Below are 22,105 nucleotides of genomic sequence, written 5' to 3'. Positions count from 1 at the left end.
CCGGGGTTATTTCGGCGCCGCCGCCCTCGCAAATAATTGACAGACGTTATCTGCTGGTAATTGGTGGTGTCATGCGGCCGGGACGCCGGCGCGGCCTCGGGCGCGGCTCCGGTCCGTGGCGGCTCCGGCGGGATGGCAGGCTTGGCCCATGCGTCCGCTTCCGTTCGTCCTCGGTGCCGCCGTGCTGCTGGCCCTGCCCGCAGCGGCTCCCGCCGCCGCCGACGACTCGTCGCCGTCCTCCTTCACCATCGAGGATCCCCGGATCACCGAGTCCAGCGGCCTCGCCGCGAGCCGCGTCCACCCCGGCGTCTACTGGACGCACAACGACAGCTCGGACGGCCCGTATGTCTACGCCGTCGACGGCAGGACCGGGAAGACGGTCGCCCGGATCGCCCTGCGCGGCATCGGCAGCCCGCGCGACGTGGAGGCGATCTCGGTGGGGCCGGACGGCAATGTCTACGTCGGCGACATCGGCGACAACCTGGGCGGCCAGTGGCCCCATGTGTGGATCTACCGCTTTCCCGAGCCGAAGCGGCTGCGGGACACCACGGTCACCGCCACCCAGTTCACCGTCCAGTACCAGGGCGGGCCGCGCAACGCCGAGGCGCTGATGGTCCACCCGAAGACCGGCCGCGTCTATATCGCCAGCAAGAGCGACGAGAACGGCGGGCTGTACGCCGGACCGGCCACGCTGTCCCCCACCGGGGTGAATGTCTTCCGCCGGGTCTCCGGCATCGACATGGAGGTCACGGACGGGGCGTTCTCCCCGGACGGCAGCAGACTGGTGCTGCGCGGCTATTTCACGGCCGCCGAATACCGCTGGCGGGGCGGAAAGCCGGAGCTCCTCAAGGAGGAGCCGGGGGTGCCGCTCCAGCGCCAGGGTGAGGCGGTCACCTTCACCCCCGACGGCGGAACCCTCATGTACGGCACGGAGGGCGCGCTGTCCAAGGTGAGCGCGGTCGACCTCGGCGGCGAGCTGCTGCCGGACGCGACCGCGAAGGAGCAGGCGAAACACGGCGGGGGCCCGGGGGACCGCGACGACGAGCGCTCCGCGCAGGAGAAGAACGGCACGCTGCTCAAGGGCGTCCTGACCTTCGGAGCCGCCACCGTCCTCTTCCTCGGCCTGCGCAGGCTGGTCCGCCGCCGCGACGCATGAGCCGCCGACACGCGTGAGGGGCCCGCGGCCGGATCGGCCACGGACCCCTCACGTCGTTAACGGGCGGGAGCCGTCAGAGCTGCTCGATGACGTAGTCCACGCAGGCGGTCAGCGCCTGGACGTCGGCCGGGTCGACGGCCGGGAACATCGCCACGCGCAGCTGATTGCGGCCCAGCTTGCGGTACGGCTCGGTGTCCACGATGCCGTTGGCGCGCAGCGCCTTGGCGACGGCGGCGGCGTCGACCTCCTCGTTGAAGTCGATCGTCCCGACGACCTGCGACCGCTTGGCGGGGTCGGTCACGAACGGAGTGGCGAACTTGGACTCCTCGGCCCAGCCGTACAGAGTGCGCGAGGAGGTCGCGGTGCGTCGCGCGGCCCAGTCCAGACCGCCCTGGCCGTTGATCCACTCCAGCTGGTCGTTGAGCAGGAACAGCGTCGCGAGCGCCGGGGTGTTGTACGTCTGGTTCTTCAGCGAGTTGTCGATCGCGGTCGGCAGCGAGAAGAACTCCGGCACATGGCGGCCGGACGCGTGGATCCGGGCGGCGCGCTCCAGCGCGGCGGGCGAGAAGATGCCGATCCACAGACCGCCGTCCGCCGCGAAGGACTTCTGCGGCGCGAAGTAGTAGACGTCCGTCTCGGCGATGTCGACGGGCAGACCGCCCGCACCGGAGGTCGCGTCGACGAGCACCAGCGACCCCTCGTCGGCGCCGGCCACCCGCCGGATCGGCATGGCGACACCGGTCGAGGTCTCGTTGTGCGTGAAGGCGTAGACGTCCACGCCGCTCTCGGCCGCCGGCTCCGGATGCGTACCCGGGTCGGAGGAGATCACCGAAGGCTCCTCCAGCCACGGCGCGAGCTTCGCCGCCTTCGCGAACTTCGAGGAGAACTCGCCGAAGGACAGGTGCTGCGACTTGGAGTCGATCAGGCCGTGCGTCGCCACGTCCCAGAAGGCGGTGGAGCCGCCGTTGCCGAGGATGACCTCGTAGCCCTCGGGGAGCTGGAAGAGCTCACGCACGCCGTCGCGGACCTTGCCGACCAGGTTCTTCACCGGGGCCTGGCGGTGGGACGTGCCCAGCAGGGAGCTGCCGGTGGCGGCCAGGGCGCTGAGCGCCTCGGTGCGCACCTTGGAAGGGCCCGAGCCGAAGCGACCGTCGGCGGGCTTGATGTCATCGGGAATCCGGATCTCAGCCACGCAGCACAGCCTAATCCGTCGGCACCCACGGCCCGGCCCGGCGTCCAGCCGCTGAGACGCGTCCTCCACATCCTGTTGACGCCGCCGGTCGGCCCGTTCCAGGCGCCATCGGGGAACACGGCGGCCATGAATCGGAATTGGACATTCTCATCGGCGCCCTCGCGATGGACCATGGAGGGCATGGCTGATCACGAGGCAGGCGAACTGGAAGAGGCGCTCCGCCGTGCCGTCCGCGGGGACGTCTCCTTCGATACGACGAGCCGGGCACTGATGACCATGGACGCGTCCAATTACCGGCGGGTCCCCGCCGGGGTCGTCGCCCCCCGCGACACGGCCGATGTGGCGGCGGCGCTCGCCGTCTGCCGCGAGCGCGGGGTGCCGGTGGTGGCGCGCGGCGCCGGCACCTCGATCGCCGGACAGGCCACCGGGCTCGGGGTCGTCCTCGACTTCACCCGCCATATGCGGCGCATCGTCTCCCTGGACCCCGAGCGCCGGACCGCCGTCGTCCAGCCCGGCGTGATCCTCGACGACCTCCGTACGGCGGCGGGCGCCCATGGGCTGACCTTCGGCCCCGACCCGTCCACCCACAGCCGCTGCACCCTCGGCGGCATGATCGGCAACAACTCCTGCGGCTCCCACTCCGTCGCCTGGGGGACCACCGCCGACAACGTCCACGAACTGGACGTCCTCACCTACGGCGGCGAGCGCATCCGCGCCGCCCAGGGACTCGACGGCCTCCCCGCCCGGCTGCGCACCGGCATACGGTCCCTGGCCGGCGGCCATCTGGCCCTGCTGCGCACCGGCTTCCCCCAACTGCCCCGGCGGATCTCCGGGTACGCCCTCGACGAGCTGCTGCCCGAGAAGAACGCCGACGTAGCCCGCGCCCTCACCGGCAGCGAGGGCACCCTCGGCGTGCTGACCGAGGCGACCGTACGGCTGGTCGAGGCACCCCGCGCCCGCGCCCTCGCCGTCCTCGGCTACCCCGACGAGAGCGCGGCGGCCGAGGCCGCCCACACCCTGCTCCCCTACGGTCCGCTCACTGTCGAGGGCATGGCCGCCGACCTGGTCACCGGGGCGTCCGGACTGCCCCGGGGCGGGGCCTGGCTCTTCGTCGAGATGGGCGGCGACACCCGCCAGGAGGCGCGCGCCCGCGCCGAGGAGATCGCCCGCGCCGCCGCCGACGCCACCACCGACGACGCCGTGGTCGCCGACCCGGCCGGGCAGCGCCTCCTGTGGCGGGTCCGCGAGGACGCCTCCGGCACCGCCACCCGGCTGCGCCCTCCCCGGAAGACGCAGCCGGGGAGGGGCGGCGGCAGCGAGGCATGGCCCGGCTGGGAGGACTGCGCGGTGCCGCCCGCCCGGCTCGGCGCCTATCTGCGGGACTTCCGCGCCCTGATGGCCCAGCACGGGCTGCGCGGTACGCCCTACGGGCACTTCGGCGACGGCTGCATCCACGTCCGTATCGACTTCGACCTGATCACCGAGGCCGGGATCCGGGTCTTCCGGGACTTCTCCACCGACCTCGCCGATCTCGTCGTCACCCATGGCGGCTCACTCTCCGGCGAGCACGGCGACGGGCTGGCCCGCGCCGAGCTGCTGCCGCGCATGTACGGGGACGAGATGGTCGGCCTCTTCTCCCGCTTCAAGGACCTCTGGGACCCCGCGGGCGGCCTCAACCCCGGCGTCCTCGCCCGCCCCCGCCGGCTCGACCAGGACCTGCGCTTCGACGTACTGCCCCGGCGCCCGGTCGACGTCGAGTTCGGCTATCCGCACGACAACGGGGACTTCTCGGCCGCCGTGCGGCGGTGCGTGGGCGTCGCCAAATGCCGGAACGAAACGGTCTCCGGGGCGAGCGTCATGTGCCCCTCCTACCGCGTCACGGGGGAGGAACGGCACTCCACCCGCGGCCGCGCCCGGCTGCTGCACGAGATGCTCGCGGGCGAGGTCGTCCACGACGGCTGGCGCTCCCCCGAGGTCCATGACGCGCTCGACCTCTGCCTGTCCTGCAAGGGCTGCCGCAGCGACTGCCCGGTCGGGGTCGACATGGCCACCTACAAGGCCGAGTTCCTCCACCACCACTACGCGGGACGGGTACGGCCCGCCGCCCACTACTCCATGGGCCGGCTGCCGGCCTGGCTCCGCGCCGGCGCCGCCCTGCGGGCGGCCCCCGTGCTCAACGCCCTGGCGGGCGTGGGGCCCTTGGCCGCCCTCGCCAAGCGGGCCGGGGGCATCGCCCCCGAGCGCGACATCCCCGACCTGGCGAAGGAACCCTTCACCCGCTGGTGGCGCCGGCACGCGCGCACGCTTCGCCCGCGCACGCTTCGCCCGGGCGCGCCGCGGCCCGCGGGTTCGGCCCGAACCGTCGTCCTGTGGCCCGACACCTTCACCAACCACTTCTCTCCCTCCGTCGGCCGGTCCGCCGTCGCGGTGCTGGAGGCCGCCGGGCTCCGCGTCGTCGTCCCGCCGGGGCCCGTGTGCTGCGGCCTGACCTGGGTCTCCACCGGCCAGCTCGACCGCGCCCGCGCGGTCATGCGGCGCACGCTGGACGTCATGGCCCCCGCCCTGGACGCGGGCCTCCCCGTGGTCGGGCTCGAACCCAGCTGCACCGCCGCCCTCCGTACCGACCTCCCCGAACTCCTGGGCCCCGACCCCCGAGCCGCCCGCCTCGCCGACTCCGTCACCACCTTCGCTCAGGCCCTCGAAGACCACGCCCCCGACTGGGAGCCCCCCAGGATCGACCGCCCGGTCGTCGGCCAGACCCACTGCCACCAGCACGCCGTCCTCGGCGACGCCGCCGAACGCCGCCTGCGCGAACGGGCGGGCCTCACCGGCGAACTCTCCGGCGGCTGCTGCGGCCTCGCGGGCAACTTCGGCTTCGAGGCGGGGCACTACAGCGTCTCGGTGGCCTGCGCGGAGGAGCAGCTCCTGCCGTCCGTGCGCGACGCGGACGCCACGGCCGAGGTCCTCGCGGACGGCTTCTCCTGCCGCACCCAACTCTCCCAACTGGCAGACCGCCGATCGCGTCACCTGGCGGAGGTCCTGGCGGACCATCTGCCGTAGGGGTACCGGGGCACCAAACAGCCCCGCACGCACCCCCGAAGCGAGCCACATCGCTGAATCATGCAAGCACGCTTGATTGTTTCTCGACGCCCTGCCACGCTCGCATCCAAGACCCGACGACGGGACGGGAGCGACGCGTGTCCGATACGGAAGCCCTGCTCGACGATCTACGGGCGGAGGGCGACGAGTTGGACGGCCTGGTGGCCGGGCTCACCACCCAGGAGTGGGGCACCGCGACACCCGCGCCCGGGTGGACCATCGCGCATCAGATCGCCCATCTGGCCTGGACGGACGCACGAGCCGCCCAGGCGGCCGAGGACCCCGGAGGGTTCGCCGCGGAGGTGCGCAAGGCGCGGGCCGCGCCGGACGCGTTCGTGGACGAGGGGGCGGAGGACGGGGCGGCCGACCCGCCCGACGTACTGCTGGACCGCTGGCGGGCGGGCCGGGAACGGCTCCGGCGCACCCTCGCCGCGCTGCCGCCCGGTGCCCGACTGCCCTGGTACGGGCCGCCGATGAGTGTGATGTCGATGGCGACGGGGCGGCTGATGGAGACGTGGGCGCACGGCCAGGACGTGGCCGACGCGCTGGGCGTACGCCGTACCCCCACGGCCCGGCTGCGGCACGTGGCCCGGATCGGCGTACGGGCACGCGGCTACGCGTACGTGGCGCGCGGGCTGGAGCCGCCGACGGCCGAGTTCCGGGTCGAACTCACGGCGCCGGACGGAGAGATCTGGACGTACGGCCCCGAGGACGCGGCCCAGCGCGTGACCGGACCCGCGCTCGACTTCTGTCTGCTGGTGACGCAGCGGGCGCACCGCGACGATGTCGCCGTACGGACCGAAGGCCCGGACGCGGACCGCTGGCTGGACATCGCGCAGGCGTTCGCGGGCCCGCCGGGCAAGGGCCGCCCGCCTGCCGGGGGTGCGGCGTGACCCACTCGCCACTCCACCCGACATCCGCCAGGCCGTCAACCACGTCCCGCCCCCTGCGCATCGGTAACGCCTCCGGCTTCTACGGCGACCGCCTCGAGGCTCCGCACGACATGCTCACCGGCGGTCCCCTGGACGTACTGACCGGCGACTATCTCGCCGAACTGACCATGCTCATCCTCGGCCGGGACCGCGCCAAGGACCCCACCCGCGGCTATGCGACCACCTTCCTGCGGCAGTTGGAGCAGACCCTGGGGCTGGCCCTCGAGCGCGGCGTACGGCTGGTGACCAACGCGGGCGGGCTCAACCCGGCGGGACTGGCCGACGCGATCCGCACCCTGGCGGACAAGCTGGGGTTGGACATTCGGGTCGCCCATGTCGAGGGCGACGACCTCCTCACGGCCCGCGACTGGGGGCCGGGCGTGCTCACCGCCAACGCCTACCTCGGCGGAGCCGGCATCGCGGAGTGCCTGCGCGTCGGTGCGGACGTGGTGGTGACGGGCCGGGTGACGGACGCCGCGCTCGTCACCGGCCCCGCCGCCGCGCACTTCGGATGGGCCGCGGACGACTGGGACGCGCTCGCCGGAGCCGTCGTCGCCGGGCACGTCCTGGAGTGCGGTACCCAGGCGACGGGCGGCAACTACGCGTTCTTCACGGAGCACGACACCCGCCGCCCCGGCTTCCCGCTGGCCGAGATCGAGGGCGACGGCTCGTGCGTGATCACCAAACATCCGCACACGGGCGGTGCCGTCACCGTCGGGACCGTCACCGCCCAGCTCCTCTACGAGACGGCGGGCGCCCGCTACCCGGGCCCGGATGTGACCACCCGGCTGGATTCGGCGCGGTTGACGCCGGACGGCCGGGACCGGGTGCGGATCACCGGCGTACGGGGCGAGGCGCCGCCGCCGACGCTCAAGACGGGGCTGACCCGGCTCGGGGGCCACCGCAACGAGGTCGTGTTCGTGCTCACGGGGCTGGACATCGAGGCCAAGGCGGCGCTCGTACGGGAGCAGATGGAGGGGGCGTTCGCGGGGCGCCGCCGCCCAGCCGAGGTGCGCTGGACCCTGTCCCGTACCGACCGTACGGACGCGCCCGCGCAGGAGGAGGCCAGCGCTCTGCTGCGCCTCGTCGTGCGGGACCGGGACCCCGACACGGTGGGGCGGGCGATCAGCGGCGCGGCGGTCGAGCTGGCCCTCGCGAGCTACCCCGGCTTTCATGTGACGGCCCCACCCGGGAAGGGCGCGCCGTACGGCGTCTTCGAGGCGGTGGGCACCCCGGCGGACGCCGTGCCGCACACCGCTGTCCTGCCGGACGGCTCACGCGTGGCCATCCCCCCGGCCCCCGACACCCAGCCCCTGGCGACGGTCGCCGACCCGCCGCTGCCGCCACCGCTGCCACCGGGCCCGACCCGGCGCGCACCGCTCGGCGCGATCGCGGGGGCGCGCAGCGGCGACAAGGGCGGCAGCGCCAACATCGGCGTCTGGGCCCGTACCGAGGACGCCTGGCGCTGGCTGGCCCACACCCTCACCACCGACCGGCTGCGGGAATTGCTCCCGGAGACGGCCGGGCTCCCCGTCACCCGCCACCCACTCCCCAACCTGCGCGCCCTGAACTTCGTCGTGGAGGGGCTGCTCGGCGAGGGGGTCGCCGCACAGGCCCGTTTCGATCCGCAGGCCAAGGCTGTCGGTGAATGGCTGCGCTCGCGCCATCTGGACATACCGGAGGTACTGCTTTGACTGCTTGCCCCCTGAAGGCGGGAGATTCCTGGCTCAGGCCGCCTCCCGGACCGGCGGCCCGGGAGGTACGCCCTCGACACCAGCCGGGTTCAGACCAGCCCGGACGAGCATCACGTGGGCGGAGTTCCTACTCGGCCTCAAGCGCCGCGCGGGCGCCGGCGGACACGCGAAGACGGTAGGTCCACCGGGCATGCCCGGTGTCCCCGCCGGTCTTCGCTTCCTCCGTCACAATCGCCAACCGCACCGGGAGGTACGACAGTTGCCAGTTCCTGCCCTGCTCCGCAGGAGTCCGATCTCTGCCCGGCCTGAAGGCCGGGGCATCCTGAAAGGAACCAGGTGACCGTGCTCGCGTCCGCACTCGACCCCGCAGGCGCCGACTACACGGCCCGTCGTGAGGCGATGCTCGCCAAGCTCTCCGAGGTTGAGGCCGAGCATGCCAAGGCGCTCGGCGGGGGCGGGGAGAAATACGTCCAGCGCCACCGCAAACGCGGCAAGCTCCTGGCCCGCGAGCGGATCGAGCTTCTCCTGGACCCCGACACCCCGTTCCTCGAACTCTCCCCGCTCGCCGGCTGGGGCAGCGACTACCCGGTCGGCGCCTCGCTCGTCACCGGCATCGGCGTGATCTCCGGCGTCGAGTGCGTGATCAGCGCCAACGACCCCACCGTACGGGGCGGGGCCAGCAACCCCTGGACGCTCAAGAAGTCGCTGCGGGCCCATGAGATCGCCCGCGCCAACCACCTCCCCCTCGTCAGCCTCGTCGAGTCGGGCGGCGCCGATCTCCCCTCCCAGAAGGAGATCTTCATCCCCGGGGGCGCCGTCTTCCGCGACCTCACCCGCCTGTCCGCCGCCGGGATCCCCACCATCGCCGTCGTGTTCGGCAACTCAACGGCCGGAGGCGCGTACATCCCGGGGATGTCCGACCACGTGATCATGGTCAAGGAGCGTTCCAAGGTCTTTCTCGGCGGTCCGCCGCTGGTCAAGATGGCCACCGGCGAGGAGAGCGACGACGAATCCCTCGGCGGCGCCGAGATGCACGCCCGCACCTCCGGGCTCGCCGACTACTTCGCCACCGATGAGCCCGACGCCCTGCGCCAGGCCCGCCGCGTCGTCGCCCGCCTCAACTGGCGCAAGGCCCACGCCGACCCGGGCCCGGCCGAGCCTCCGAAATACACCCCCGACGAGCTGCTCGGCATCGTCCCCGGCGACCTCAAGGTCCCCTTCGACCCGCGCGAGGTCATCGCCCGGATCGTGGACGGCTCCGACTTCGACGAGTTCAAGCCCCTCTATGGGCCCAGCCTGGCCACCGGCTGGGCCACCCTCCACGGCTATCCCCTCGGCATCCTCGCCAACGCCCAAGGCGTCCTCTTCAGCGAGGAGTCACAGAAGGCCGCGCAGTTCATCCAGCTCGCCAACCAGCGCGACATCCCGCTGCTGTTCCTGCACAACACCACCGGCTACATGGTCGGCCGCGCATACGAGCAGGGCGGGATCATCAAACACGGCGCAATGATGATCAACGCTGTCTCCAACTCCCGCGTCCCGCACCTGTCCGTCCTCATCGGCGCCTCCTACGGCGCCGGCCACTACGGGATGTGCGGCCGGGCGTACGATCCCCGCTTCCTCTTCGCCTGGCCCAGCGCCAAGTCCGCCGTCATGGGCCCGCAGCAGCTCGCCGGCGTCCTGTCGATCGTCGCCCGCCAGTCCGCCGCCGCCAAAGGACAGCCGTACGACGAGGACGGCGACGCCGCGCTGCGCGCGATGGTCGAGCAGCAGATCGAGTCCGAGTCGCTGCCCCTCTTCCTCTCCGGGCGGCTGTACGACGACGGCGTCATCGACCCGCGCGACACCCGCACCGTGCTCGGCCTGTGTCTGTCCGCCCTCCACACCGCGCCGGTCGAGGGCGCGCGCGGTGGCTTCGGCGTCTTCCGGATGTGAGGAACCCATGATCCGCTCCCTCCTCGTCGCCAACCGCGCCGAAATAGCCCGCCGTATCCTCCGCACCTGCCGCGAACTCGGCATCGCCACCGTCGCCGTCCACTCCGACGCGGACGCCGACGCACCCCATGTCCACGAGGCCGACACCGCCGTACGGCTGCCGGGCAACACCCCCGCCGACACGTATCTGCGCGGCGACCTCCTCGTCAAAGCCGCCCTCGCCACCGGCGCGGACGCCATCCACCCCGGCTACGGCTTCCTCTCCGAACACGCCGACTTCGCCCGAGCCGTCCAGGACGCCGGGCTGGTCTGGGTCGGGCCGCCGCCCGAGGCCATGGCGGCCATGGCCTCCAAGACCCGCGCCAAACGGGTGCTGGGCGCGGCCGGTGTCCCCCTCCTCATCTCGCTCGACCCCGCCCACGCCACCGCCGATGACCTCCCCCTCCTCATCAAGGCGGCGGCGGGCGGCGGCGGACGCGGCATGCGCGTCGTCCGCGACCTCGACACGCTCCCCGCCGAACTCGCCTCCGCCCGCGCCGAGTCGGCGTCCGCCTTCGGCGACGGCGAGGTCTTCCTCGAGCCCTATCTGGAGGGTGCCCGCCATGTCGAGGTCCAGGTGCTCGCCGACACCCACGGCACCGTCTGGACCCTCGGCACCCGCGACTGTTCCCTCCAACGCCGCCACCAGAAGGTCATCGAGGAGGCCCCCGCCCCGGGGCTGGGCGACGCCCTGCGACGCACCCTGGCCGACGCGGCGTCCGGCGCGGCCCGTGCGATCGGCTATACGGGCGCGGGCACGGTCGAGTTCCTGGTCTCGGGCGAGCGGGCGTACTTCCTGGAGATGAACACCCGCCTCCAGGTCGAGCACCCGGTGACCGAGGGGATCTACGGGCTGGACCTGGTGGCACTGCAGTTGCGCATCGCGGAGGGCGAACCGCTGGACGCCGAGGCCCCGGCGGCGCGGGGGCACGCCATCGAGGCGCGCCTGTACGCGGAGGACCCGGCACACGACTGGCAACCGCAGACGGGGGTGATGCACCGGTTCGACGTGGCCGGTGCGCAGGGGGACGTTTCCGGGTGCGGGTCCGCAGCCTCCGGGGCGGGGCCCTGGACCGCATATTCTCGGCGCCACTGGCCCGAAGCGCGGGGTGGGCCGGAGATTGGCGCCACACATACCCGTCAGCGTCCAGAACCCCACCCCTCGGACCCCGGCCTCTCCCGTAGCGCCGGCGGCTCTCCGCCCGGACTCCGGATCGACTCCGGCCTCGTCGACGGGGACGAGATCGGCGTCCACTACGACCCCATGCTCGCCAAGGTCATCGCCTGGGCTCCAACCCGGGCGGAGGCCCTGCGACGGCTGGCCCACGGCCTGGAACGGGCGCGGATCCACGGGCCGGTGACCAACCGGGAGCTGCTCGTACGGGCACTGCGCCACCCGGAGTTCGAGGCGGGCCGGATGGACACCGGCTTCCTCGAACGCCACCTCCCCCTCCTCACGGCCCCCGCCGACGGCACTGCCCCGCTCGCCGCCCTCGCCGCCGCCCTGGCCGACGCGGCGCGGCGGCCCCGGACGGTGACGGGACGGCTGGGCGGCTGGCGTAACGTCCCCTCCCAGTCGCAGCTCAAGACCTACCGCTCCGAGCCGAGCGGCACCGAGCATGAGGTCCGCTACCGCCTCACCCGCGACGGCCTCACCGCGGAGGACCACCCGAACGTCCGCCTGCTGGCGGCCGGACCGAACGAGGTCATCCTCGAGGTGGACGGCATACGGCGGAAGTTCGGCGTTTCGACTTACGGCGACCGCATATACGTCGACTCGCCGCACGGCAGCTACACCTTTACCGCCCTGCCCCGCTTCCCGGACCCCACAACCCGCACCGAACCGGGCTCCCTACTGGCCCCCATGCCGGGCACGGTCGCCCGGGTCGCGGATGTCGCGGTGGGGGACCAGGTGAAGGCGGGCCAACCCCTCCTCTGGCTGGAGGCGATGAAGATGGAGCACCGCATCACCGCCCCCACCGCCGGAACCCTCACCGCCCTGCACGCCACCCCCGGCCACCAGGTCGAGGTCGGGGCCCTACTCGCCGTCGTGGCAACGGAAGACGAACGCGCGTGAGGGCCCGCCCGGCCTCGGTGAGGAGGGAGGAGATGGTGCCACCGGGGGACGGTCGCCGACGAGACGTGAGGGGCCGGGGTGCAGGGGCCGGGGGTGCAGGGGCCGGGCCCTGGACGCATACGCGTGCAGGGGTGGGGGCCTGGACGCTTACGCGTGCAGGGGCGGGGCCCTGGACGCTTACGTGTATGTGTGGCGCCATTCTCCGGCCCACCCCACGCTTCGGGCTTCCGGCGCCTGCATATATCGGTCCAGGGCCCCCGCCCCGGAGGCCCCGGCCCCGGCCCGGCGGCCGCATGGCACCCGCGCCCCGGGAACCGCATGGCACCCGCGTCCCGGCGGCCGGATCGCACCCGCGTCCCGGCGACCGCATGGCACGCGTGCCCCGGGAACCGCATGGCACCCGTGCCCCGGCGGCCGCATGGCACGCGTGCCCCGGGAACCGCATGGCACCCGCGTCCTGGCGGCCGGATGGCACCCGCGTCCTGGCGGCCGGATGGCACCCGCGTCCCGGCGGCCGGATCGCACCCGTGCCCCGCGACCGCATGGCACCCGCACCCGCATCGCACCCGTGCCCCGGCAACCGCATCGCACCCGCACCCGCACACCGGACGGAGCCGCACATGACCACCACGCACACCCCCACCGACACCCCCGAGCGGGTCGCGCTCCGCGCCGCCGTGGCATCCTTGGGCAAAGGCCACGGTCGCGCCGACACACAGAGCCTCTGGGCCGAGGCCGGGAAGCTCGGTTACCTGGGAATCAACCTCCCCGAGGAGTACGGCGGCGGAGGCGGCGGCATAGCCGAGCTGTCCATCGTGCTCGAAGAGCTCGGCGCCGCCGGCTGCCCGCTGCTCATGCTCGTGGTGTCGCCGGCCATCTGCGGCACCGTCATCGCCCGCTTCGGCACCGAGGAGCAGAAGACCCGCTGGCTGCCCGGTCTGGCGGACGGCAGCCTGACCATGGCGTTCGGGATCACCGAGCCCGATGCCGGTTCCAACTCGCATCGGATCACCACCACCGCCCGCCGGGACGGCAAGAACAACGGCTGGGTGCTGAGCGGCCGCAAGGTGTTCATCTCGGGTGTGGACATCGCCGACGCGACGCTCATCGTCGGCCGCACCGAGGACGCCCGCACGGGGAAGCTGAAGCCCTGCCTGTTCATCGTCCCGCGTGAAGCCCCCGGCTTCTCGTACCACCACATCCCGATGGAAATCGCAGCGCAGGAGCGGCAGTTCGAGCTGGTCCTCGACGACGTTCGGCTGTCGGCCGACGCGCTCGTCGGCGATGAGGACGCGGGGCTGCTGCAGCTGTTCGCGGGGCTCAACCCGGAGCGGATCATGACGGCGGCGTTCGCGCTGGGGATGGGACGGTACGCGCTGGCGAAGGCGGTGGACTACGCGCGGACCCGTCAGGTGTGGAAGGAGCCGATCGGCGCGCACCAGGCGATCGCGCACCCCCTCGCCCAGGCGCATATCGAGCTGGAGCTGGCCCGGCTGATGATGGCGAAGGCGGCGTACCTGTACGACGCGGGGGACGACGCGGGCGCGGGGGAGGCGGCGAACATGGCGAAGTACGCGGCGGGGGAGGCGGCGGTGAGGGCGGTGGACCAGGCGGTCCACACGCTCGGCGGCAACGGCCTGACCGCCGAATACGGTCTGGCGAGGCTGATCACGGCGGCGAGGGTGGCCCGGATCGCCCCGGTGAGCCGCGAGATGATCCTCAACTTCGTCTCGCATCAGACGCTGGGCCTGCCCAAGTCGTACTGAAGGCGGTGGGAGAAAGGCGGTGGGGGAGGGGAAAGCCGTACGGGATGGGCAGATTCGACAGGTAGCGGTAGGCAATCGGACCTTGAGGGGAAGCCATGACGCTGCACAGCGAGTATCCCGATGTCCCGCCCGTCGATCTGCCCATTCACGAGGCCGTGCTGGCCCGCGCGACCGAGCGGTTCGGCGACCGGACCGCTCTGGTGGACGGGGTGACGGGGGCGGGGCTCAGCTACGGGGAGCTGGACCGCGCCACGCGTCGGATCGGCGCGGCGCTGGCCGAGGCGGGGGTGCACAAGGGGCAGGTGGTGGCGTTGCACAGCCCGAACTCGGTGATGTATCCGGCGGCGTTCTATGGGGTGACGCGCACCGGGGCGGCGGTCACGACGGTGCATCCGCTGGCTACGGCGGAGGAGTTCGGCAAGCAGTTGCGGGACGCGGAGGCGTCCTGGATCGTCACCGTCTCGGCGCTGCTGGGCGTGGCACGGCAGGCGGCGGAGCGCGCGGGCGGGGTGCGCGAGATTTTCGTGTGCGACGAGGCGAGCGGCCATCGTTCGCTGCGCTCCATGCTGATGTGCACGGCGCCGGAACCTGTGGTGGAGATCGATCCGGCGCGGGACATCGCGGTGCTGCCGTACTCGTCGGGGACGACGGGCACCCCCAAGGGCGTGATGCTGACGCACCGCAGTGTGGCGACGAACCTGGCGCAGGTGGAGGCGCTGGTGCCGACGCTGCCGGGGGAGCGGGTGCTGGCGGTGCTGCCGTTTTTCCACAGCTATGGCCTCACCGCGCTGATGAACGCGCCGCTGCGCAGCGGCAGCACGGTGATCGTGCTGCCGCGCTTCGAGCTCGAACAGTTCCTGAAGACGATCGAGCAGCACCGGGCGCAGGCGCTGTACGTGGCCCCGCCGATCGTGCTGGCGCTCGCCAAGCACCCGGCGGTGGGCGAGCGCGATCTGTCGTCGGTGCGGTTCGTGCTGAGCTCGGCGGCGCCGCTGGACGCGCACCTCGCGGAGGCGTGCGCCCGGCGGCTGGGCATACCGCCGCTGCTGCAGGCGTACGGGATGACGGAGCTGTCGCCGGGCTGCCATCTGGTGCCGCGGTACGCCGAGAACGTACCGCCGGGGACGGTCGGAAAGCTGCTTCCCAGCACGCGGATGCGCATTGTGGCGGATACGGGCCGGGATGCCGTGCGGGGGGAGGACGGAGAGATCCTCATCCACGGGCCCCAGGTGATGAAGGGCTACCTGGGCCGCCCCGAGGACACGGACGCGCTGATCGACGCGGAAGGCTGGCTGCACACCGGGGACGTCGGGCATGTGGACGCGGACGGCTGGCTGTTCGTGGTGGACCGGGTGAAGGAGCTGATCAAGTACAAGGGCTATCAGGTCGCCCCGGCCGATCTGGAGGCGGTGCTGCTCACCCATGAGGGCGTGGCCGACGCCGCCGTCATCGGAGTGAGGGACGAGGCGGGCAATGAGATCCCCAAGGCGTATGTGGTGCGCGGTCCGGGGGCCCGGATCTCGGAGGAAGAGCTGATCGCGTACGTTGCGGGGCAGGTGGCCCCGTACAAGAAGGTGCGCCGCGTGGAGTTCACGGAGTCCGTGCCGCGCTCGGCCGCCGGCAAGATCCTGCGGCGCGAACTGCGCGCCAGGGAAAGGAGTTCGACGGCCCCATGACCGACTCGCCCACGCGGCCCGAGCCGCGAGAGCCGCTGGTGCGGCGTACGTCCGCGCACGGCATCACCACCCTCACCCTGGACTCGCCGCACAACCGCAACGCGCTCTCGGCGCGCCTGGTCACCGAGTTGCGCGCCGCGCTGGCGGCGGCAGGGCGGGACGAGACCACCCGGGCGGTGCTGCTCACCCACACCGGCACCACCTTCTGCGCGGGCGCGGACCTCAGCGAGCCGCCGTCGCAGTCCGGGGCGCTCGACCTGGTGGCACTGCTGCGGTCGATCGTGGAGCTGCCCAAGCCGGTGGTGGCCCGGGTCACCGGGCATGTGCGCGCCGGCGGGCTGGGGCTGCTCGGCGCGTGCGACATCTCGGCGGCGGGCCGGGGGGCGAGCTTCGCCTTCACCGAGGCGCGGCTCGGGCTCGCCCCGGCCGTCATATCGATACCGCTGCTGCCCCGGCTGGACCGGCGGGCCGCGGCCCGCTACTACCTCACCGGGGAGCGGTTCGACGCCGCCGAGGCGGCCCGGATCGGCCTGGTGACCCTGGCGGACCCGGAGGGGGACGCGGACGGGGTGCTCGCCCCCGTCCTCGACGGGCTGCGGCGCGGCTCCCCACAGGGGCTCGCCGAGTCCAAGCGGCTGGCGACGGCCGAGGTGCTGCGCGCCTTCGACCGGGACGGCGAGCCGCTGGCGGCGCTGTCGGCGCGGCTGTTCGCCTCGGCGGAGGCGCGGGAGGGCATGACGGCGTTCCTGGAGCGGCGGGAGCCGGCGTGGGTGCCGGACGCGTGGGTGCCGGACGCGGGGGCGCCGGACGCGGGGGTGCCGGACGCGGGGGCGGGCACGTGAGCCCCCGTACGGCCCTGCCCGACCCGCTCGGCCCGCGGCAGGAGGGCGGCTCGCGGCAGGAGGGCGGCTCGCGGCAGGAGGGCGGCCCGCGCCAGGACTGCGGCCAGGACCGCAGTCCCCAGCAGGACCGCAGTCCCCAGCAGGACCGCAGTCCCCAGCAGGACCGCAGTCCCAAGCAGGACCGCAGTCCCAAGCAGGACCGCAGCCGCGCGACCCGGCAGCGGCTACTGGAGGCCGCCGTCGCGTGCCTCGCCGAACACGGCTGGGCCGGCTCCACGGTGTCGGTCGTCGCCGAGCGGGCCGGGGTCTCGCGCGGGGCGGCCCAGCACCATTTCCCGACCCGCGAGGACCTGTTCACGGCGGCGGTCGAACATGTCGCCGAGGAGCGTTCGGCCGAGCTGCGGGCCCTCCCCGCCCCGCGGGGGGAGGGCCGTACCCATGCGGTGGTCGGGGAGCTCGTCGCCCTCTACACGGGCCCGCTCTTCCGGGCCGCCCTCCAGCTGTGGGTGGCCGCCTCGTACGAGGAGCAGCTGTACGCGCGGGTGACCGCGCTGGAGGGCCGGATCGGCCGCGAGACGCACCGCATGGCGGTGGAGCTGCTGGGAGCCGACGAGACGGTCCCGGGCGTCCGGGAGGCCGTCCAGGGCCTTCTCGACATGGCCCGCGGCCTGGGCCTGGCCAACCTGCTGACGGACGACGCGCCCCGCCGGGACCGGGTGGTGGCCCAGTGGGCGCGCATCCTGGACGACGTCCTGGGGCCCGCCGCCGGCCGCCCGGCTACGGGGTGATGTCCCCGTAGCCCTCGATGTCGTGGGTGCTGCGCGGACCCGGGCCGATGTAGCGGGCCGAGGGGCGTACGAGGCGCCCCGTCCGCCTCTGCTCCAGGATGTGCGCGCTCCACCCGGCCGTACGGGCACAGGTGAACATCGACGTGAACATGTGCGCCGGCACCTCCGCGAAGTCCAGCACGATGGCCGCCCAGAACTCGACGTTCGTGGCGAGCACCCGGTCCGGCCGCCGGTTGTGCAGCTCTTCCAGGGCGGCCCGCTCCAGCGCCTCGGCGACCTCGAACCGCGGCGCGCCCAGCTCCTTGGCCGTACGCCGCAGCACCCGCGCCCGCGGGTCCTCGGCGCGGTAGACCCGGTGCCCGAAGCCCATGAGCCGCTCGCCCCGGTCGAGGGCCTGCTTGACGTACGCGGTGGCGTCCCCGCTGCGCTCGATCTCCTCGATCATGCCGAGCACCCGGGAGGGCGCGCCGCCGTGCAGTGGGCCCGACATGGCGCCGACCGCACCGGAGAGCGCGGCGGCGACATCGGCGCCGGTGGAGGCGATGACGCGGGCGGTGAAGGTGGAGGCGTTCATGCCGTGCTCGGCCGCCGAGGTCCAGTACGCGTCGACGGCGGCGACATGCTTGGGGTCGGGCTCACCGCGCCAGCGTCGCATGAAGCGCTCGACGATGGTCCCCGCCTTGTCGATCTCCCGCTGCGGCACCATCGGGAGCCCCTGCCCGCGGGCCGACTGGGCCACGTACGACAGGGCCATCACGGCGGCCCGCGCCAGATCCTCGCGGGCCTGCTCCTCGTCGATGTCGAGCAGCGGTTTGAGTCCCCAGACCGGCGCGAGCATGGCCAGCGCGGACTGGACGTCGACCCGGATGTCCCCGGAGTGGACGGGGATGGGGAACGGCTCGGCGGCGGGCAGCCCCGGATTGAAGGCGCCGTCGACCAGCAGCCCCCAGACGTTGCCGAAGGAGACGTGCCCCACGAGGTCCTCGATGTCGACGCCGCGGTAGCGGAGCGCACCGCCCTCCTTGTCGGGTTCGGCGATCTCCGTCTCGAACGCGACGACTCCTTCGAGTCCGGGTACGAACTCGGACATCAGGCGGCTCCTCATGATGTGGGCGACGGTGGGCGGACGGGTGGTGCGGATACGGGACCAGGTGCCATCGAGATCGTCGGGTGCTGCCGGTGCCGGGACGGTTACACGGCTGCGTGGCGCGGCTCGCGGTCCGTACCGGCTACTCCGGTGATGTGCCCCGTGCGGGCGGTGGTCACCCAGCCGCCGTGAAGCGGTGGGCGCACCACACGGTGACAGGCGCATGGTCAGCCTCAGTCTGGCGGGTTCGCTACCCGTGGGGAAGCGTGAGAAGCGGCACATCACCCGCGTGGGCAGGCAGGATTACGGGCGTCCGGGGCCGGGGAGAAGCGGCACATCACCCGCGCGGGCAGGCAGGATTACGCGCGTCCGGGGCCGGGGAGAAGCGGCACATCACCGGCGCGGGCAGGCAGGATTACGGGCGTCCGGGGCCGGGGAGAAGCGGCACATCACCCGCGCGGGCAGGCAGGATTACGGGCGTCCGGGGCCGGGGAGAAGGCAGCTCTTTCGGGGCGGTCCGCACGACGGGCCGGTCATGTTGCAAGATAAGCGCGTGCCCCACGTTGACCCGGAGCCCCTGGCTTCCTCCGCGCGTTCGTACGACCCGGCCGCCATGCGCGAGCACTACCGCGCGGAGGGCATCGACGAGGCCGAGCTCGCGGGAAACCCGTACCAGCAGTTCACCCGCTGGTTCGAGCAGGCGGTGGGCAGCGGGCTCTTCGAACCGAACGCGATGGTCGTCTCGACCGCGGACGCCGCCGGCCGCCCCAGCTCCCGTACGGTCCTGATGAAGAGCTTCGACGAGCGCGGCTTCGTCTTCTACACCAACTACGGATCACGCAAGGGCCGAGAGCTCGCCGAGAACCCTTATGTCTCGCTGCTCTTCCCCTGGCATCCGATCGCCCGGCAGGTCGTCGTCCTGGGCACGGCGCGGCGCACCGGGCGGGACGAGACGGCCGCGTACTTCCGGACCCGGCCGCACGGCTCCCAGCTGGGCGCGTGGGCCAGCACCCAATCCTCGGTGGTCGGCTCGCGGGCGGAGCTGGACCGGTCGTACGCGGAACTGGCGGACCGCTATCCGCCGGGGGAGCAGGTGCCGGTGCCGCCGGAGTGGGGCGGGTTCCGGGTGGTGCCGGAGACGGTGGAGTTTTGGCAGGGCCGGGAGAACCGGCTGCACGACCGGCTGCGGTACGTCCGGATCTCGGGCGAGGACGGCTGGCGGGTGGAACGGCTGTGCCCCTAGGAGGGCTGTGCCCGTAGCGGCTGGAGCGGCTGTGCCCCCAGGTGGGCTGTGCCCCGTAGCGGCTGGAGCGGCTGTGCCCCCAGGTCGGCTGTGCCCCGTAGCGGCTGGAGCGGCTGTGCCCCCAGGTCGGCTGTGCCCGTAGCGGCTGGAGCGGCTGTGCCCCCGGCCACGACGGCTGCGCCCATAGCGGGCGGGCCTGACGGGACCTGACCCGGAAGGCCATTCGGGCGGCGCGCGACCTGGCCTGCCCCGGAAGGAGCCACGTGAGCGGCGCGCGGTCCGGCTCGCCGCGGACGGCCCCTCGGACGGCCCCTCGGGCGGCACGCGGGTCGGACTGCCCTGCGAAGAGACCGCGCGGGTCAGGTCCGCTGGAGCGGACCGCGCGGTGTTCGGCACACAGCCGCGAAACGCAGACGACCCGCGGGTCGTGCCCCTGACGCCGTGAGGCGCGAGGGGGCCGGTCGGACGTACCGGCGACACCGCGGGTCGGGTGACTGCGTGGGATTGGCCGGCCGCGCACATCCTTCGTGCGCCGGTCCGGCGAATGCGCTGAGCGCGACGACGGACCGCTAGCCCGCAGTCACCTCACGCGTCCGGATTTCATACATCTGCCGAACCACCTCCCTTCTCGTGTACTGCACACCCTAAGAACCGCCTCGCGGTGCGCACAACCGAATTTCGCATGACAACGATTTGGTCGAATCCGGTGTGGCGCGCGTCACGTTCGAGTTCAATGTCCCGACGTGCCCCACCAGAGGCAGCACCACACGCAGCCACGTCCAGCAGGGGGTATCCGGTGACCGCTCCACAGCGTTCCGAACCTGCACGTCCCGCCCGTCCCGCGCGGCCGGCCGGCTCCGTCCCGGCGCAGTCGGCGGCGTCCGCCCCGCCCGAGCAGCCCGACCGCGACGACTCCGATCTGCTCGCCGCCCTGCTCGACGGCATGGACGCCGCCCTGTGCGCGTTCGACGCAGACGGTACCGTCACCCACTGGAACCGCGAGGCCGAACGCATCCTCGGCTGGACGGCCGCGGAGGCGGTCGGCCGCAAGGGGCTGGCCGGCTGGGCGGCCCGTCCGGCGGACGCCCACGAGGTCGAGACACGGCTGCTGGAGGCGATGGACGCGGCGGGCCGCCACGTGTACGAATTCGCGCTGCTGACCAAGGACGGCGGCCGGATCCTGATCCGTACCCAGGCGTCGGCGGTGCCCGGCGCGGACGGCCGGCCGGCCGGGGTGTACTGCGCCTTCGGCGAGGTGCACGCGCAGCTCGACCTGGAGCGGTCGATCGCGCTGAGCGAGGCGCTGCTGGAGGACGCCTCGTGGAACGTGGTCCTGGTCGACGCGGATCTGCGCGTGGCCCTCGTCAACGCCAACGCGGCGGGCTCGCTGCGGACGGGCCGTACCGCGGCCCTCGGCCGCCCGCTGGGCGAATTCCTCGACCAGGGCGTCGAGGAGGTCGAGAACGCCCTTCAGCACGTCCTGGCGGAGGGCACGCCCCCGGCGCCGCCCATCGAGCTGTGGGTGACAGTGCGGGACGAGGATGAGGGCGAGGACGAGGCGGGCCTGCTGGACGACGAAGGCCGGGCGGACGGCGGCGACCGGCGCGAGCGGGGCGACCACGACGCCTCGCCTCGCCGCTGCTGGCGCAGCGGCTTCCTGCGGCTGGCCTCACCGCTCACCGAGGAGCCGGCGCCGCTCGGCGTGGCCTGGATCTTCCAGGACGTGACGGAGGTGAAGACCTACGAACAGGAGAGCGCCCGGCTGCGCTTCCGCAGTAACCAGCTGCACCGCGCGGCGCGGGCGGCGGCCGAATGCGAGGACCCGACGGAGGCGGCCGCGATCCAGCTCGACTTCGCCCTGGCGGGCTTCGCCGACCACGCCCTGATCGACCTCGTCCTGGACCCGCCGACCCCCACCCCACCGGCCCGGATCCGGCTCGTCCGGGCGGCGGCCACCCCCTGCGGCGCCCCCGGCCCCTGCCCCCCGATCGGCTCGGGCGGCATCCCGGTGGCCTACCCGGACAGCCACCCGGCCCTCCAGGCGGCCGAGCGCTGCGGCTCGGTACGGGCCGGAGCGACCCGCACGGACGAGCCGGCCGCCACCCAGTGGGCGACGGCCCGCAAATGGCCCGAGGGAACGGCCCACGCCCTCTGCACGGTCCTCCGCAGCCGCGGCCGCACCCTCGGCGTGGTCACCTTCCTCCGCACCTCCAGCCGCCGCGCCTTCGACCGCACGGACGCGACGTACGCGGAGGACGTGGCGGCACGGGTAGCGGCATCCCTGGACCTGACCACGCCGGCGCGCTGAGCCCGGCGCGCCCGAGCCGTACCGCGAGCGCTGAGGCGTAGCGCCGTACCGCTGATGAGCCCCGGCCGTCGGGAGGGCTCACCGCGCCCAGCCGTAAGGGACAGGCACAGGTGCAGGCACCGGCAAAGGGACAGGCACCGGCAAGGCACCGGCACAGGTGCAGGCACCGGCACGGACACCGGCACCGGCACGGGTACAGGCACGGGGGCACGGGCACGGGGGCACAGGCACGGGCACCGGCACGGGTACAGGCACGGGGGCACGGGCACGG

14 protein-coding genes and 1 pseudogene are annotated in these 22,105 nt (G+C 73.2%); 12 read left to right on the top strand and 3 right to left on the bottom strand.

Annotation, left to right across the window (positions count from 1 at the left end; translation table 11 throughout):
- Window positions 1-148 precede the first annotated feature (148 nt).
- Window positions 149-1,156 carry a hypothetical protein gene (locus ABZU99_RS16840; RefSeq protein WP_356045740.1) on the top strand — a complete coding sequence of 336 codons (1,008 nt, stop codon included), beginning with the start codon at window positions 149-151 and terminating at the stop codon, window positions 1,154-1,156.
- 73 nt (window positions 1,157-1,229) lie between these two features.
- Here the strand turns inward: ABZU99_RS16840 and serC are convergent, their stop codons facing one another.
- Window positions 1,230-2,348, bottom strand: coding sequence for a phosphoserine transaminase (gene serC / locus ABZU99_RS16835; protein ID WP_355948769.1), 1,119 nt, complete (start codon window positions 2,346-2,348; stop codon window positions 1,230-1,232).
- A gap of 180 nt (window positions 2,349-2,528) precedes the next feature.
- On the opposite strand from serC, the gene ABZU99_RS16830 reads away from it, so the two are divergent.
- The 3 genes from ABZU99_RS16830 (at window position 2,529) to ABZU99_RS16820 (ending at window position 8,073) form a co-directional block, all read left to right on the top strand.
- A complete protein-coding gene (locus tag ABZU99_RS16830) occupies window positions 2,529-5,408 on the top strand; it encodes an FAD-binding and (Fe-S)-binding domain-containing protein (protein ID WP_356045742.1) in 2,880 nt (959 codons plus the stop codon).
- A 137-nt stretch (window positions 5,409-5,545) separates the two neighbouring features.
- Entirely contained in the window at window positions 5,546-6,340 is a 795-nt protein-coding gene (locus ABZU99_RS16825; protein ID WP_355948765.1) for a TIGR03084 family metal-binding protein, read from the top strand.
- Window positions 6,337-8,073, top strand: a complete 1,737-nt coding sequence (locus ABZU99_RS16820) for an acyclic terpene utilization AtuA family protein (RefSeq protein ID WP_356045744.1) — start codon at window positions 6,337-6,339, stop codon at window positions 8,071-8,073. The genes ABZU99_RS16825 and ABZU99_RS16820 overlap by 4 nt, the downstream gene beginning before the upstream one ends.
- Window positions 8,074-8,106: 33 nt before the next feature.
- Here the strand turns inward: ABZU99_RS16820 and ABZU99_RS16815 are convergent.
- A pseudogene (locus ABZU99_RS16815) lies at window positions 8,107-8,202 on the bottom strand (RNA-guided endonuclease TnpB family protein); the annotation flags it as partial.
- Between the two features lie 207 nt (window positions 8,203-8,409).
- On the opposite strand from ABZU99_RS16815, the gene ABZU99_RS16810 reads away from it, so the two are divergent.
- The 6 genes from ABZU99_RS16810 to ABZU99_RS16785 all read left to right on the top strand — a co-directional run bounded on the left by ABZU99_RS16810 (window position 8,410) and on the right by ABZU99_RS16785 (window position 17,196).
- Window positions 8,410-10,008, top strand: coding sequence for a carboxyl transferase domain-containing protein (locus ABZU99_RS16810; protein ID WP_356045746.1), 1,599 nt, complete (start codon window positions 8,410-8,412; stop codon window positions 10,006-10,008).
- A gap of 7 nt (window positions 10,009-10,015) precedes the next feature.
- Complete coding sequence (locus tag ABZU99_RS16805) at window positions 10,016-12,124, top strand: biotin carboxylase N-terminal domain-containing protein (protein WP_356045748.1); 2,109 nt, start codon at window positions 10,016-10,018, stop codon at window positions 12,122-12,124.
- Between the two features lie 620 nt (window positions 12,125-12,744).
- On the top strand, window positions 12,745-13,890 hold the full coding sequence (locus ABZU99_RS16800) for an acyl-CoA dehydrogenase family protein (protein ID WP_356045750.1): 1,146 nt from the start codon (window positions 12,745-12,747) through the stop codon (window positions 13,888-13,890).
- Between the two features lie 95 nt (window positions 13,891-13,985).
- Complete coding sequence (locus tag ABZU99_RS16795) at window positions 13,986-15,566, top strand: 4-coumarate--CoA ligase family protein (RefSeq protein WP_356045752.1); 1,581 nt, start codon at window positions 13,986-13,988, stop codon at window positions 15,564-15,566.
- The gene (locus ABZU99_RS16790) at window positions 15,563-16,408 is read left to right on the top strand and encodes an enoyl-CoA hydratase family protein (protein WP_356045754.1); all 846 of its coding nucleotides are present in this window, start codon (window positions 15,563-15,565) and stop codon (window positions 16,406-16,408) included. Before ABZU99_RS16795 ends, ABZU99_RS16790 begins: the two co-directional genes overlap by 4 nt.
- Window positions 16,409-16,635: 227 nt before the next feature.
- Complete coding sequence (locus ABZU99_RS16785) at window positions 16,636-17,196, top strand: TetR/AcrR family transcriptional regulator (protein WP_355948963.1); 561 nt, start codon at window positions 16,636-16,638, stop codon at window positions 17,194-17,196.
- Here the strand turns inward: ABZU99_RS16785 and ABZU99_RS16780 are convergent.
- Window positions 17,186-18,286, bottom strand: a complete 1,101-nt coding sequence (locus tag ABZU99_RS16780; RefSeq protein WP_356045756.1) for a citrate synthase 2 — start codon at window positions 18,284-18,286, stop codon at window positions 17,186-17,188. The two genes, ABZU99_RS16785 and ABZU99_RS16780, sit on opposite strands and share 11 nt — an antisense overlap.
- A gap of 610 nt (window positions 18,287-18,896) precedes the next feature.
- On the opposite strand from ABZU99_RS16780, the gene pdxH reads away from it, so the two are divergent.
- Both pdxH and ABZU99_RS16770 read left to right on the top strand, forming a co-directional pair.
- Window positions 18,897-19,526: a pyridoxamine 5'-phosphate oxidase gene (gene pdxH / locus ABZU99_RS16775; RefSeq protein ID WP_355948960.1), complete on the top strand. Its 630-nt coding sequence runs from the start codon at window positions 18,897-18,899 to the stop codon at window positions 19,524-19,526.
- A gap of 796 nt (window positions 19,527-20,322) precedes the next feature.
- A complete protein-coding gene (locus tag ABZU99_RS16770; RefSeq protein WP_356045758.1) occupies window positions 20,323-21,834 on the top strand; it encodes a PAS domain-containing protein in 1,512 nt (503 codons plus the stop codon).
- The last annotated feature ends 271 nt before the right edge of the window (window positions 21,835-22,105 follow it).

The sequence above is a fragment of the Streptomyces sp. NPDC005266 genome, assembly GCF_040607655.1.
GTDB lineage: Bacteria > Actinomycetota > Actinomycetes > Streptomycetales > Streptomycetaceae > Streptomyces.
Note: the sequence above shows the minus strand (reverse complement) of the source record. Positions and strands in the feature narration are given on the sequence as shown.